The organism is Salipaludibacillus sp. HK11 (assembly GCF_047795645.1).
In the GTDB taxonomy this organism is placed as follows: domain Bacteria; phylum Bacillota; class Bacilli; order Bacillales; family Salisediminibacteriaceae; genus Salipaludibacillus.
In genome coordinates, this window is sequence record NZ_CP181045.1 from 679,013 (window position 1) to 693,196 (window position 14,184).

General features: G+C 34.7%; 17 protein-coding genes and 2 pseudogenes. 12 read left to right on the forward strand and 7 right to left on the reverse strand.

Annotated elements, in window-relative coordinates; all coding sequences use genetic code 11:
- Positions 1-124: 124 nt before the first annotated feature.
- From ACM26V_RS03550 to ACM26V_RS03565, 4 genes are all read left to right on the forward strand, one after another.
- Positions 125-1,275 (forward strand): IS3 family transposase gene (locus tag ACM26V_RS03550; protein ID WP_416150084.1). Its coding sequence is split into 2 segments (ribosomal slippage): positions 125-383 and positions 383-1,275, totalling 1,152 coding nucleotides; the frame shifts between segments, so codons are not numbered across the junction.
- A 591-nt stretch (positions 1,276-1,866) separates the two neighbouring features.
- On the forward strand, positions 1,867-2,118 hold the full coding sequence (locus ACM26V_RS03555; RefSeq protein ID WP_416150085.1) for a hypothetical protein: 252 nt from the start codon (positions 1,867-1,869) through the stop codon (positions 2,116-2,118).
- 226 nt (positions 2,119-2,344) lie between these two features.
- Positions 2,345-2,482 carry a hypothetical protein gene (locus tag ACM26V_RS03560; protein WP_416150086.1) on the forward strand — a complete coding sequence of 46 codons (138 nt, stop codon included), beginning with the start codon at positions 2,345-2,347 and terminating at the stop codon, positions 2,480-2,482.
- A 17-nt stretch (positions 2,483-2,499) separates the two neighbouring features.
- Positions 2,500-2,715: a DUF6366 family protein gene (locus tag ACM26V_RS03565; protein WP_416150087.1), complete on the forward strand. Its 216-nt coding sequence runs from the start codon at positions 2,500-2,502 to the stop codon at positions 2,713-2,715.
- Positions 2,716-2,786: 71 nt separating this feature from the next.
- On the opposite strand, the gene ACM26V_RS03570 is transcribed toward ACM26V_RS03565, so the two are convergent.
- The gene (locus ACM26V_RS03570; RefSeq protein WP_416150088.1) at positions 2,787-3,644 is read right to left on the reverse strand and encodes a manganese catalase family protein; all 858 of its coding nucleotides are present in this window, start codon (positions 3,642-3,644) and stop codon (positions 2,787-2,789) included.
- A gap of 945 nt (positions 3,645-4,589) precedes the next feature.
- Between ACM26V_RS03570 and ACM26V_RS03575 the strand changes: the two genes are divergently transcribed.
- The 5 genes from ACM26V_RS03575 to ACM26V_RS03595 all read left to right on the forward strand — a co-directional run bounded on the left by ACM26V_RS03575 (position 4,590) and on the right by ACM26V_RS03595 (position 7,128).
- Entirely contained in the window at positions 4,590-4,850 is a 261-nt protein-coding gene (locus ACM26V_RS03575) for a hypothetical protein (RefSeq protein ID WP_416150089.1), read from the forward strand.
- A 329-nt stretch (positions 4,851-5,179) separates the two neighbouring features.
- Positions 5,180-5,509, forward strand: a complete 330-nt coding sequence (locus ACM26V_RS03580) for a TIGR04104 family putative zinc finger protein (RefSeq protein ID WP_416150090.1) — start codon at positions 5,180-5,182, stop codon at positions 5,507-5,509.
- 98 nt (positions 5,510-5,607) lie between these two features.
- Positions 5,608-6,135, forward strand: a complete 528-nt coding sequence (locus tag ACM26V_RS03585; protein WP_416150091.1) for a VanZ family protein — start codon at positions 5,608-5,610, stop codon at positions 6,133-6,135.
- 135 nt (positions 6,136-6,270) lie between these two features.
- Positions 6,271-6,543, forward strand: a complete 273-nt coding sequence (locus ACM26V_RS03590; RefSeq protein ID WP_416150092.1) for a hypothetical protein — start codon at positions 6,271-6,273, stop codon at positions 6,541-6,543.
- 12 nt (positions 6,544-6,555) lie between these two features.
- Entirely contained in the window at positions 6,556-7,128 is a 573-nt protein-coding gene (locus ACM26V_RS03595) for a hypothetical protein (protein ID WP_416150093.1), read from the forward strand.
- A gap of 721 nt (positions 7,129-7,849) precedes the next feature.
- On the opposite strand, the gene ACM26V_RS03600 is transcribed toward ACM26V_RS03595, so the two are convergent.
- The 6 genes and pseudogenes from ACM26V_RS03600 to ACM26V_RS03625 all read right to left on the reverse strand — a co-directional run.
- Positions 7,850-8,359 carry a hypothetical protein gene (locus ACM26V_RS03600; RefSeq protein WP_416150094.1) on the reverse strand — a complete coding sequence of 170 codons (510 nt, stop codon included), beginning with the start codon at positions 8,357-8,359 and terminating at the stop codon, positions 7,850-7,852.
- 22 nt (positions 8,360-8,381) lie between these two features.
- Positions 8,382-8,879, reverse strand: a complete 498-nt coding sequence (locus ACM26V_RS03605) for a hypothetical protein (RefSeq protein WP_416150095.1) — start codon at positions 8,877-8,879, stop codon at positions 8,382-8,384.
- Positions 8,880-9,023: 144 nt separating this feature from the next.
- Positions 9,024-9,314, reverse strand: a complete 291-nt coding sequence (locus ACM26V_RS03610; RefSeq protein WP_416150096.1) for a hypothetical protein — start codon at positions 9,312-9,314, stop codon at positions 9,024-9,026.
- A 398-nt stretch (positions 9,315-9,712) separates the two neighbouring features.
- Positions 9,713-10,102 (reverse strand): IS66 family insertion sequence element accessory protein TnpB, encoded by a 390-nt coding sequence (gene tnpB / locus ACM26V_RS03615; RefSeq protein ID WP_416150097.1) that lies wholly within the window; start codon positions 10,100-10,102, stop codon positions 9,713-9,715.
- Complete coding sequence (tnpA, locus tag ACM26V_RS03620) at positions 10,099-10,425, reverse strand: IS66 family insertion sequence element accessory protein TnpA (RefSeq protein ID WP_416150098.1); 327 nt, start codon at positions 10,423-10,425, stop codon at positions 10,099-10,101. The genes tnpB and tnpA overlap by 4 nt, the downstream gene beginning before the upstream one ends.
- 90 nt (positions 10,426-10,515) lie before the next feature.
- Positions 10,516-10,720 (reverse strand): annotated as a pseudogene (locus ACM26V_RS03625) (DNA mismatch repair protein MutT); the annotation flags it as partial.
- A gap of 77 nt (positions 10,721-10,797) precedes the next feature.
- Between ACM26V_RS03625 and ACM26V_RS03630 the strand changes: the two are divergent.
- The 3 genes and pseudogenes from ACM26V_RS03630 to ACM26V_RS03640 all read left to right on the forward strand — a co-directional run.
- Positions 10,798-11,588, forward strand: a pseudogene (locus tag ACM26V_RS03630) (IS3 family transposase); the annotation flags it as partial.
- Positions 11,589-11,846: 258 nt separating this feature from the next.
- A complete protein-coding gene (locus tag ACM26V_RS03635; RefSeq protein ID WP_416147931.1) occupies positions 11,847-13,202 on the forward strand; it encodes an IS1182 family transposase in 1,356 nt (451 codons plus the stop codon).
- A 111-nt stretch (positions 13,203-13,313) separates the two neighbouring features.
- On the forward strand, positions 13,314-14,096 hold the full coding sequence (locus tag ACM26V_RS03640) for a Cof-type HAD-IIB family hydrolase (RefSeq protein WP_416150099.1): 783 nt from the start codon (positions 13,314-13,316) through the stop codon (positions 14,094-14,096).
- Positions 14,097-14,184: the final 88 nt, after the last annotated feature.

Consider the following 14,184-nt stretch of genomic DNA (forward strand, 5'->3'; position numbering starts at 1 on the left):
GCTTCCTCCAATTCTTCATATCTTATTCCAATAACCTCCCTGATGTTAGCCTAAATAGTGGACACGGTAAATTGGGAGAAATTCTAGTATAATGATACCTAACAATTTAACGGGAGTGTCCAATATGAGAAAAACGTATGATAAGGAATTTAAAGTCCAAGCTGTCCGTATGGTAAAGGAGGACGGGAAAAGAATAGCTGAAGTCGCTAGAGAATTAGACCTGGCAGAACAAACACTGCATAACTGGATAAAGAAATACGAGATCGGTAAAGAAGCAGCCTTTGTAGGTAGTGGGAATGCCAGTACGGAAGACAAGGCTGAACGTGACTTTAAGAAACGCATTCGAGACTTAGAAGAGGAAAATGCGATCTTAAAAAAAGCTATGGGCATCTTCGCCAAAGACCAGAAGTAATTTATGACTTCATTAAACAGCACCGACACGATCACCGTGTAGCGAAGATGTGCCAAGTATTAGGTGTTTCTAAAAGCGGCTACTACGCTTGGTTAAAGCGTCCTACGAGTTATCAAAAAAAGAAACGAGAAAAGTTAACCGCACGCATTAAGAGAATTCATTTAGAGTCAAGGAGCACATACGGAAGCCCAAAGATCACAAAAGTATTGGAGGGCTTGGGCGTCAGGATTTCTCAGAAAACCGTGACACGAATCATGAAGGAAAATGGCATCCGTTCTAAGACGGTTAAAAAGTACAAAGCGACAACCAACTCTAAGCATAATCTACCGATCTATCCAAATCTATTAAATCAACAGTTTACAGTAGAACGCCCAGGACAAGTGTGGGTAGCTGATATTACGTATATATGGACGAGCGAAGGTTGGCTGTACTTAGCATCGGTGATGGACCTTTATTCAAGGCGTATTATAGGCTGGGAAATGGATGGACGGATGACGAAGCAACTTGTTATAACAGCTCTGAAACGAGCGATGATTACACAGCCACCAGCACCTGGTCTTATCCACCATTCCGATCGTGGCAGCCAATATGCCTCCAACGATTATCAAGCGTTATTACGTGAAAATGACGTGAGATCAAGCATGAGTAGAAAGGGTAACTGTTACGACAACGCATGCATAGAGTCCTTTCATGGTGTGATTAAACGTGAGTTAATTTTTCATGAAAACTATAAGACTAGAAATCAAGCGAAAAGAAGCATCTTTGAATATCTTGTGAGCTTTTACAATTACAAGCGAATCCATTCAACCAATAATTATATGTCTCCAATGGCTTATGAAAAGCAGTATTTCAAAGCTATATAGAAGGATATTACCCTCTCTGTAAGAGTAAGGGTTACGTCCCTTATTCTTACAGAGAGGACAGCAAGCAAAGCGCGGTAGGGTTTGATTAGTATCTCCCTATTCGCTGTGTCCATTTTCTTGACATAGTATCTCCCTTAGTGGAAGAGGCTGTCACTTCCAATGTGTTGCTAACGGGGAGATTCCTCCAATAAAGAGTTGTAATTCAAAAGAGTTGTAATTCTAATAGTACTAACGTGGCAGATTAGTTGAATAAAAATAATTGATTAAGGAGAGGAAATTTACGTGAATATAAGACTTGCTGAACCAAAAGACAGTAAGCAGTTAATTAGAATGAGATGGGTCTTACTATTGAATATGATGAAAGTAAAAAGAAATCATCATTTGAAGATTTTGAAAAGGCATACCAGTCTTTTTTAGAGAATGCACTTAAATTTTTCTCGATGCAACTTTATTAAGGTTTATTGTATATTCTGTACTTGTTTTGTGTGGGAACTGATATGTGACAAATGAGGTTACATGAGTTGAGTAAGCCTTTGGTGCTGTTGCGGCGCTAAAGGGAATGATAGCACAATAAAAAAATAGGGGGATAAAATGAAACAACACTTATCTTTAGTATCTCTTGCTACGTTGATAATCACCGCGCTTATATTATTATTAGGAGTTGGAAAAATAAGAGGAGATGTAGGAACTGGAATATTACTATCTGGATTATTTATTTCTTTGACAACAGCTTTATTCAGCAATAAAGGAGCATTAAAAACTATATGTTTAGTTCTTGTCTTTGGGGTAATTGGAATTTATGGTATTTGGATATTTGCTTTTTATCTAAGTTTAACCGGTTAGTGTTAATTGAGGAGCTGTTTAGTTAAAGTAAGGAGATGATTCTTTGGTTAGTCTATTAGAGAACATTTTCCAAATATCGGAAGTAATTCTCCTATTGTGTTCTTTCCACAACACAAGTTGCAATTTATCTATGTGCAGGTAGTTTTATACTGCTTTTATTAGCATAAAAAATTCGATTAGTAGTTATTAAACAAACGAGCAAGGATTACTAAAAAAAGGGGGCCTCATGAATTTTATTTTGTATTGGAGAATATTCGTTCTATTGGTATTGGTGTTGATCTATGTAACGGATGTAATACAACTTGATATGTTTTTATCAAACCATGCGATAGTGGAAGAAGAGTTTAAGAAAAACAGCACATAGAAAGTAGAGGTATTTAAATGAGTGAAAATAAAGAAACTCCAGAAAGACTAAGAGAAAGATTAAGACAAGAGGAATTAAGAAGAAATCCAACTGGTAATATGAGTGATGGTTTTAACAGGTCAAATAGTGGTGGTCTTGTAGATTTAGTTAACAGCTTAGGTTGGAAAGGGACAGGGATACTTATTCTTGTACTCATAATAGGTTATATCATAGCATCATATTTCTTCAACTAAAAGTGAATTAATAAATGAAAAACACCCTGAAAGATAAGGGTGTAGTAATAAGGTTCAATGTAATTGACAATTTAATTATTGAGATCAAAGAGACCTGGTGCATGCTCATTTGGCATATCAGGCATATCAGGAACTGGATAGCCTTTTGGCGGATCAGTGACTGATAATTCTCCTCCATTTCTGCTTGGAGTCGTCCCTTGAAAGATTTCACCAATTCGTGTGTCATCAAGACGAAAATTGAATTGAGCATTATGGAAGCCCATATCTACATATTTACGGCATTCTGGGTATTTGTTTAAATCATAATTTGGAATCGGAAACAGTTTCCCCCAATCAACACCGAGTGTTTCTAATGCTTTTGCGAATGCATTTTGATGAGCATTATCTCGTACGATCAAGAAACCGATTGTTTCCCTTAACGTTTTATTGTTGCTCATCTCGTAAATTCTTGACTTCTGAAGAACCCCAGTCGATTCTAGTACAACATTATTAAGTAGGTTTGCAACGAGATTTCCGTGGTCATATACCCATGAACCGTTCCATGGATTGCCGCCCGCATCAACCGGTAGGGAAGATTTAGCACCCATAATATAATGATGGGGGTTTGCGCCAGATTGTATGACATCATCTAATGGAGCAGCATCAGATGCCTGATTTCCTGCCATATCTCCGCCGGATTCGTTTAAAAGTTGGTTAATTGTCGTTTGAACTAGTTCCACGTGACTAAGTTCTTCAAGAAATACCCCTCTTATTAAGTCACGGTATTGTTTCGCTTTCCCCCTGAAATTGGCACTTTGGAATGAGAATTGCATCAGAGTTCTCATTTCACCGAATTGACCCCCAAGTGCTTCTTGGAGAACTTTCGCTGCATGAGGATCTGGTTTATCAGGCACAATCAAATTAATTAAATCTTCTTTATAAAAATACATAGTAACATCCACCTTCCAAATGAATTCCATTATATTTTGCCGAAATGATATGATTAATATTCCATGAAGATATTGGGAAAAATTGAGTTCAAGGAATCAATCAGGATAATTACTTCTACATATGTTGTTGTGATGTAAATGAGATCATGTGAAGTACAAAGAAGGATAGGTTAGCAGATATTATTACTGCTTGCCTATCCTTTTTATGACTTTAAATAAATCATGGTAAAGGTTATATTTTTGGTGATTTTGTAAAATGATTGTTGAATTTATGTTAAAATTATACAAAAGACAAAAGGGTTTGTGAAATGATCGACTTCAGCTAACGGAGAAAGAGTTTAATAATTAATGATAATAATTATCAAATTTTGAGTTTTGCTAAATAATAGGGGAGTGGTTCATCATTGACGGAGCTTGTACGAAATAATGAAGAGATTTACATTATCATTTATTGTTTTATAATATTGTGGGTTAATGTTAGCTTCATAAAGGATTTTAAAAATATTAAAAGTGGACTGGGTGAAATTTCGGCTGAAAGTGAATTAGAAATAAATCCAAATACAATATCATTGATGTTTTTTGTTTTAATGTTTAATTTTTTTCGTAGATGGTTGATTTATATACTTGCAGTGTTAATTACTGAAAACCTATTTGTAATTATTATTTCGGTTGTTTTATTTATAATAGGTTTATACGATAGTATGTTTAATTATAGTCTAGTAAAGGTAAGAAAATCTTTAAAAATTGGATTCTACTTGGCGATTATAGACACAATCTATATTTCTATTTTTGTTATCTACCTTTTTGTATTCTAAGCTTTGCTCATTCAACTAAGAGTTTAACGTTAGTGAAAAACCAAAGCGTCTGTTATTTCGCTAACTTGGAGGTTTATAGAACAAGTAGGTAACAAAATTTTAAAAGTAAAATTAGAATAAGCGGGATGAAATGAAAAATTTAATTTTCATTTTTATATGTGGTTTTTTCTTAATAGGTTGCTCGAATGAGGAATCAAGTTGGAAAGAGAGTCCTACACTTATTAGAGAAGTGGTAGTTACAGATGATGGACAAACAGATGATTTTGTCTTCCGGGTTGGAGACAATGGGAAAATTGGCTTTGGAGAGTACGGCCCTTTCGTAGAAGGTGAATCGCAGAAATATATGTGGCATTTTTGGGGGGGAACAAGAAATACTAACACAACCATTTAAGGTTATTGGAATAAGTAAAGAAACAGACGAAAATATAACTCTCTTCAACCCAACAATGGTGCAGATCATCACGTTCCTTCCTCGATAATGCTGCCAAATGCAGGAATATGGAAGTTAGAGGGATATTTTGGTGAAGTATTATTTGGGAGTCTTATTGTGAATGTAGAAAAATAAGGAAATTTCCTTATTGCGCTAACGGGTCAGTGTTTCTCGAAGATAAGCATTTTCGGCCTGTTCAGCTAAGTGCCATAGAGCACGTATTGGGTTTACTTGGAAATTTCCGTTGTAATCATTGAAGGTGATCATTAAATATAGGGGGATTGCTTATTATGAAGCTATCAAAATGTAGTAGATGTAACCATCAATTTAAGTGGAAAACTATTTTTAATTCTTTATGGTCTCATAATTGGAACAAGACATTTATAAATTGCAGTAAATGTGGAACAAAGCACAATCTAGCTCCACGATCAAGATTTATTCCAATGCTCCTCCTTACAACAATTTTCTTATTTGCTATTGTTATAAATAATTTATTTGTAAATGATTCCTTTCCATTTCTGCTATTTTTTCTAATTTTTATAAATGTATATATTCTTATTACATTAGTCCTTCCATATTTAGTTAATTATGAAAAAATAAATACAAATTATTTAAATTGACTGTGGTGTTGTGAATAAATACTTCCTTACTACGAGTGAAAGTAGTACAAATAGAAACTAGTATGTTATCCACTTGATTATTTTAAGGAGATTTTCAAATGATAGACCAGCAGTTTTTTCACACGTATGCAACTTTATTTCTTATTCTATATGTGATTTTTGATCTTATACGTAACAGAAAGAAGGAACGTTCATTACTCAAAAGGTTTGTATTCTACAGCTCCATTTATTACATGATTCATGTTATAAAATTTACGTTATTTCCAATTACGTTTATACCATTTGCGGTTTCCGTTCAATTAGTTCCTTTTTACTTTATTAGTGATTCCTTAAGTAGTGGTTATATCGCAAGGGCTTACTTAGAAAATTTTATATTACTATTGCCTTTAGGATTGTATTTACCTTTACTATTTCAACGTTTGCGGAACCTTAAATTAACAATTTTTGTAGTATTTCTCACAAGCACCTCGATAGAAACAATCCAGTTAATTAAGGGGTTAACTATCGGATCACATAGAACTTTTAATGTAGATGACATGATATTAAATACGTCAGGAGCTATATTAGGTTATTTTATTTTTAAGATGATGGTTGTTATTTTAAACAAACTTGATGTTAAAATGTAGGATTTTCTAAAAAAACTGGTAGCAATCCATTAAAGAAACCGTAGTTTTTGATATTACGATAACTAAACATCTTTAGTTTAACAATTGAAATACAACACTTAATAAAATGGAATAATGCGAATGGGGGTGTATTAAATGATGCTTCTAGCACCTTTTTTGACTGCTTTTATACTAGGAATTATTATTTTGATGCTTACCTACTGGTTTAGTAAAAAGGGTTTTTCCTTATTTATAAGAATGTTACCTGGGATCATAGCGATTATAGGTGCTGTTATCCTCTTTTATATTGGTTTCGTTGACATTAGAGGGTTTGAAGGAGGAACTTTAGGGTTGCTTGGCTTCTTAATAGCCATTTTTTCTATTATAGCTTTTGTAATAGGTAAGAATGATAAAACTGTTACATGGTAAGAAGAAATTAGTTTGGACAGTACATATAAGGGGGTACAATTTATCAAATTAGTTAAAGTGTTTTGTTATCTTGTTGTAGTAGTTACATTATTAGTAGGCTGTTTTCATGATCAAACATTTGAACAGTTTTTTCACGAAGAGATGGAAAGTCATGGGGACAGAGATGAACGTCCGTATTCGCTCGTATATCATGAAATTAATGTTGTTCATGAAAATGATGCTGTGGCAATTTTTGAAGAAACGAATCAAAACGGAGAACAAATTTTTATAGCATACTTCGAAAAGGATAATGGTAGCTGGGAGTGGAGACAAACAAGAGGAGCTGAATGGGGGCTTCCAGTAAATTGGTCACACATGGAAGAATCTCCACATATATATTCAGGTGCTACCTTAGATGAAACAATAAAGGAAATATATGCTGGTGACGAACAGGCTGATATTATTGAGCTTCAAGATGAAAAGAGATTCTGGTTCGCCATTAGTAGTCAAGAAGAGGTAGATGTAAAATTTGTAATGAATGATGGTACAGAAAAATATATAGAAAGAATTGACTATGAATATATTGAATCCGATTATGATTCCTAGTTTATGCAATATAAAAGATAGACCTATTTTTTCAAAAATGTCAAATTTAACTTTGAAACAATTTAATTTAATATTCTGCAAATTATTTAATTGGTAGTGAGCCTACAAGGGTGGAAGATGATTTAAAGATCATCTTATATGACATAGCAGAGAAAAAAGATGTTACTTACGATCAAATTCAACCTAACCCTTGGAGGGTCATGCCTGACCATGTTCATATGTTGATCGTATTTGATTCTAGACTTCACATAAAGTCATTAAAGTGCTTCAAATAAATGAACAAGGTTTGGAACGAATTCGCTTTTCTTTTACTGTCTCCATTAAGCTATAAATCAGCGCACTCGATCTTGCTCTTTTACTCGTGGCACTAAAAGCCAATTTTTCCTATTATGTTCTTAAACGAGTTATATGCTGAATTCATTTTTTACTATTTAAATAACTACTAATTCAAAGAATAACTTTTTAATTCAGCACATAACAAAACCATATCATAATGCAATCAATTCTGTAACGTACCGTAGAGCGAGTCAGATGTTTTACATTTCTACCAGATAACAGATAATCACTGCTTTGAATTTCATTCGCGTGTATATATTTAAAAAGACACTTTGTTGTGTCGACCACAAAGGAACAATACGTTCTTTCCTGCCTTTACTGGTTAATCTACTTCAATTGTGTAATGGAGACGAGATACAATTCGTGCTATGCTACCTTGTTTCGTTTATTGGTTTATTTTTTCGAATAAGCGAATAGCCTCACTGTAATTTTGGGCTGGAACAGCTATCGTTGTCCCTTGCGCTATTCCTAATTGAGTATTTTCATTTAGAATAATGATAAAACGATCAAATACATCATCCGATAACCATACATTACCAAACATCTCCAGCATGAGTTTGCCTTCTTCTACAGATGTATATGATAGGGTAGCCATATTTACGAAGGAGGGACTTTCAAAACTTAAATCAAACATTTCATATGATTCTGTAAGACTGTACTTATCGATTTGAATACTTCCTGAGAAAGTACTTTTACCTAATACTGGATTCTTGTATACTCCGTCAATATAGACACTAATCTCTTCTCCATTATTTGTTTCATCAGGTAAAAATTCAAATGCTGTAACATTACTTGAAATATTTATAGGTACTCCATAAAACATTAAAAATATACCAACTGAGCTAACTGCCGTAATTAACACTAATATAGTTACCTTTATTTTCTTGCTTTTCACCTAAGTTCCCCCTCAAAATAGTTTATCTAATATGTGCTGGGAACTGAGGACTTACTGGATTAATATTTGATATTGTTTTGGTTTCTATCCCAGTAAGAGCAATTTTATCCACAACCGATCTTTTAGGTGCAGATACATCCAAATATGCATTTATAGCTCTTGTCGTACTATTATAACCAGTAGGAATGTAAACCTTATCTCTGCTACCTTGAATTACATTCGCTTTAGCTTTTCCTCCAGAATAGGTGAATGTAGGATATTGCCATCCTATTGAGGTTTCAACTTTTGTAGAAATATAAGATAACTTTTGATAGTTATCCGATTGCCCTTGTTTTTTCACATAACTAAAAACAGCTGTTGTTAATTGTGCCCAAGTATAAGAAATCTCAGCATCAGTAATCGTGGTCTCTTTACTAATACCTGAAACAAAACTCTTTGCAACATCATATACACTTAATGCTGAACTAGCACCTGGTATTGCCCCGGCAGCACTCGTTGCCCCTGACTTAAACGCATTCATTGACCCTGCCTTCCAGTTATATGTTGACCTCAAATACTTAAACCCACTTGACTTTAAATTAGAATTTTTACTATTGGGTGATGCTCTTAATTTCTGTACTTCGAACTTACCTTTACTATTTTCTACTTTAGTTCTAGTACTAGTTCAAGTAACATTGTCTTGTTTAGGTACAGCAACCATGGTTGTAAACCCAGGTTCATTCATTAAGTGAACCTCACTAATTCCAAATTGCTCCATGACTTCTTCAGAACTAAGAAATTCAACGCCTAACAATTCTAACTTGTTATCGATCTCTTTGAATGCAGTTGCTATTTCCCTGTCACTTAACTCTTCATTCAATAACAATTTTATTTTTTCATCGTGTAATTTATCAATCTTTTCTTCTATCATATCATTAGTAGTTTCTTCCGCATAAGTAGTGTTGGCTATACTCATTGAAATTAATAAGGCAAATAAAATCATTATAAACTTTAACTTTTTCATCTTAATCCGCCTATTTTGTTTTGAATTTCACTGCCTTAAAATATCTAACTACAACAAAATCTCAATTTGTTTACCTTAATTTAATGTTATATTTGTTAACTCCTCCTTAAAGAGCGTATTTGATATATTAATAGATAGAATATACCTCTTTTATCCATTAATGTAAATAGAATTATAAAAATATAATTTTCTTGATATTTATATTAAATTCATTAATATGAATTTAATTAAATTTTATACGATTTGTATTATTAGCACCTTGAAAACACTATTATCTTCATATAATGAGTTCGTTTTCATCTCTATTTTTAATTAATATTGTTTTCTTTGTCGTAATTTATCATATTCAGCTACTTCACTATTAAGCTTAGGTTCATTCGTTGAAAAGTAAGCGTCAAATGATCCTCACCTTCTAATGAGATGGGGATCATTTGACGCTTGCCATCTAAGAGCCATCTCAACTGTCGATAACTGATGGTCATGGGAGACGTGTCGTCTTTTTCTGGCCAAGCAAAACGTCCTTCCTCCAACCTTCGGTAATGTAACCAGAAACCGATGTGTTCCCATTGAAGAATTTTCAACTTATCACGTTTTCGATTACAAAAAACAAAAAGCGAAGGAGAGAAAGGATCGAGGTCGAATCCTTCTTGAACAATCGCCGCCAATCCATCAATGGATTTACGTAGATCTGTTATTCCCTTAGCGAGATAGACACGTTCGACTTTTTGATCATTGATCATGAGGTTTTCAACACCTTGATGACATCGCGCAAAATCGCTTCCTCAAAATGACCAGAAACGTCCACCTTCACCCCGTGAACATCTATTGTGATGCCGTTTGCTTGAATTTCATCTCTATTTCCTTCGGGTACTGAAACGGGTAACCACCTCGAAGAGGATGATGTGACTTCAGAAGCTTCTCTTTTAAATTTTTTTAGCCAGTATTTGACTTGGTGTTCGGTGATACCTTCTTGTGTTTGAACCCATTTCCTAACACTCAACCGACTTGCTTTAAATATTGCTATTCTCTCTTCCCATAGTCGCCTGTTTTCTAATCCATCCATACTCGCGACACTCCTTTGAAATTAAATACTAAGGAAATTATGGCAGAGATTCTGTTTGTTTAGAAGGTGTAAATGATTTGACGCTTACGTTTAAAAGTTTGATTTTATTGCAACTGCACGTTTAATACTTTCTTTTAGATAAATAGGTGCTTTTGGGTGATTTATTATTTCCTCTGAAGTAAGCCATAATACACGTTCGACTTCATCAGGGCTTTTAGGAAACGGCTCTCCAGAAATAGCAAAGAAAAACAATATCAACGACATTTTCACCCTTATCAGTTACAAAAGATGTACTGGATGGGTTAGACTTGGTTAGACAAATCAGTTAAGGTCATATAAACTTGGTTCAAATAAAAGCTGAGGAGAATAAACATGACCAAAAGAATTAGAAGAAGCTTTTCGCAAGAGTTCAAGGAACAAATTGTGAAACTACATGGAGCAGGAAAACCCCGAGCGGAAATTATTAAAGAATATGAGTTGACACCATCTGCCTTTGATAAGTGGGTTCGCCAACACCAGGACAGTGGATCGTTTGAAGAAAAAGATAATCGCTCCCCTGAAGATCAAGAGCTCCTCGAACTTCGTAAGAGGAACAAGCAACTAGAGATGGAAAATGATATTTTAAAGCAAGCCGCGCTGATCATGGGACGAAAGTAGATGTGATTCGAAACAACCGTCACAAATACTCGGTATCAGCAATGTGCGCCGTCCTACAACTAGCTCGAAGTACGTATTATTATGAAGCGAAAATACGTGATAATCAAGACGAAGAATTAACAAAGTTAATCGTTAAAATCTTTAAAAGTAACAAGTATCTATACGGTCAGAGAAAGATCAAGAAAGAACTTGCAAAACTTAACTGGACGGTTTCTCGACGTAGAATTGGCCGTATCATGACAGAACAAGGTCTTGTTTCAAAGTATACCGTTGCCCAATATAAGCCTAAAAAAACGACGTGTAATGAGTCAGAAATCGGTAATGTATTAAACCGTGAGTTTGATCAGGATCAGGAGCTCAAAGTGGTTGTGAGTGATTTAACATACGTTCGAGTGCAGCAAAAATGGCATTATATTTGCGTATTGGTAGATTTATATAATCGTGAAATTATCGGCTATAGCGCAGGTCCTCATAAAAGTGCTGAGCTGGTTCAACGAGCCTTTGCACCGTTGGTCACATATGAAAGGTAGAGAATGGTATGAGAGGAATGAAGATTATTTAAACCATATTTTCAACTAACCTTATTGAACGGTTTAGTGGAAGTAAGCGGTTAGAGCAATAGTCAGGTTACAACTGAGTGAATTTCATAATTTAGAGCCCTTGCGTCCCAAGGAGTTTGAGACACAAAAAAGGAAGTACCTCCCCAAGTCCTGTATAATGGTGGTTGACCAAAACAACCAAAAAGACTGGAGGAAATACTCCCTATGGCCATTATACGACAAACGAGCTTATTTAGCATTCAAGACTTATATGAGATGGAACCTACCCAACGTTATGAATCGATTATTTCAGCGATAGATTTAGATGCGATCCACGATGAAATAACCAAAAAATCCCGACTTGGTGCACCCGTAGAGCTGAATTATGCGGCAATGGTTATTTCTATGTTTGTACGAATCGTTGAGCGCATTCCAACGATGAAGGACTTAATAAAACGTTTGAATGATGACTTTATATTTAAGTTGAATTGTGGTTTTCTTGTGTCTGACAATACTCCCTCTGAAGCTGCCTATTCACGACTTATAACGAAACTGGATGACTCTATTGTTTTAGAGGAATCACAAGAGAAAGTTGTTCTTCAAGCCATGGCGGAAGGCTTTATTATGGATGACACGGTCGCTATTGACGCCACCCATTTTGAAGCACGTGATCAAGCACCACCAAAAGAAGAAAAGCCAAAAGCAGAACCTAACAAGCGTGGGCGCAAACGTAAAGACGAGCGAGAACAATGGCTGATGGAACAAGCAGAAAAGGAAGCAAATCTTCCACTTTTCGAAAAGAAAATAGAAGCTCAGTTGGATGTTCCTTTACATGAGTTACGTTCGGAAGTTCCTCAAGACCCTAAATGGGGTGTAAAGAAGAACAGCGAAGGAAAAAATGTCTTTTGGTACGGCTACAAAGGTCACTTAGCTGTTGGTACATCCAGTCAATACATTTTACAGTCCCTTTTTTCTTCTGGCAGTTTGAATGATGGAAAAGCAGCTATTCCTTTATTAAAGGGAGTGGATGAATGCCTATCCTTGCCTTCTTTGGCCTACCAGACAATGGACGCAGGCTATGACTACGCCCCTATTTATGAACAAGTTCATCGAATGGGAAACCAATCTGTGATTGCTTATAATAAGAAAAATGAAGCAGAACCCATCGGGTTTGATAAACACTTTGCCCCAACCTGTTTTAGGGAACATTCCTATCGTTATGATAGTTTTGATGCCAAGTATGAAACGTTGAAATACACAAGTCCAAAAGAATGTAGCGACTGTCCTTTAGCTAACGAAGGCATTTGCCAAAAGGTTTATAAAGTAAAAATCACGACAGACCTCCGAAAATATACAGCACCAGCACGTGGTTCAAAAGCATGGAAACATCTATCCAAACGCCGCTCAGCAGTAGAACGCGTCAATGCTTATCTAAAGGAATATTATCAACTAGACAATGTACGTTATCGAACGGGAAAACGCGCAAAAGTTCATTTTGACATCGTCACGCTTATTTATAATGCATCAAAATTAGCAAGTGATCGTATCAATTTACTGTTAAATCAGCAACAAGCTGCTTAAAGAAATTTTTAAAAACGACATTATTAAAATTCTGCAGGTCTTTGAATTTTTAAAAAGGTGAATTATGAAATTGATTCAACTAAATAATAAAAAATAAGGAGGGATAGAAATTTGAAATATAAAATGGTGGCAATAGATATTGATGGGACTTTATTAAATAGTGAAGGAAAAGTCCCTAAAATGCATAAAAAGGGAATTCAAATGGCACAGGAAAAAGGAGTTTATGTTGTTTTAGCAACAGCTAGATATTATATGCAAGCTAAAGATATTATGGATGAACTGAATTATAAAGGCATATTGGTATCCAATGATGGAGCTGTGAGTATTGAACAAACAACCAAGAAAATACTCCACGATAATTCATTTTCGATTAATGATGTTGCACACTTTATTAATGCATGTCGTAAAAACAATGTTCAATTTTCAGTGATTACTGCATTTGATTATTTTGTAGAAAGTATTAGTGAAGATCATAAAAGAAATTGTGAAGAATATTGTGTTGATTACACGTTATGTGAAGATGTATTAAATATTTCTGAAAGAGTAATGAAGTTCGCAATAATGGATACAACAAAAGTTGGAGGTTGGCAGCATATTACTCCAAGTGAAAAATTAAGACTAAGAATTGATGGTGATTTCTGGAAAGAGTATTTGTGCAAGAAAGCAACTAAAACAAATTCTCTTAAAGAAATTGCGAATAATTTAAACATAGCTCCATCAGAAATTATTGCGATTGGGGACCAATTTAACGATATAGATATGATTGAATATGCTGGGATGGGAATTGCAATGGGTAATGCACCTGACAATGTGAAAGAAATAGCTGATGATGTCACACTTTCTAATGACGATGACGGCGTTTATCATGCAATAAATAAATATTTTTTAGATTAATATTTAATTTTGGGAGAAGTAATTAAAAAATCTTCAAGCAGCTATATTTAAAAGTAAGTTATTTTTAAGATCCAAATACAATTCATTA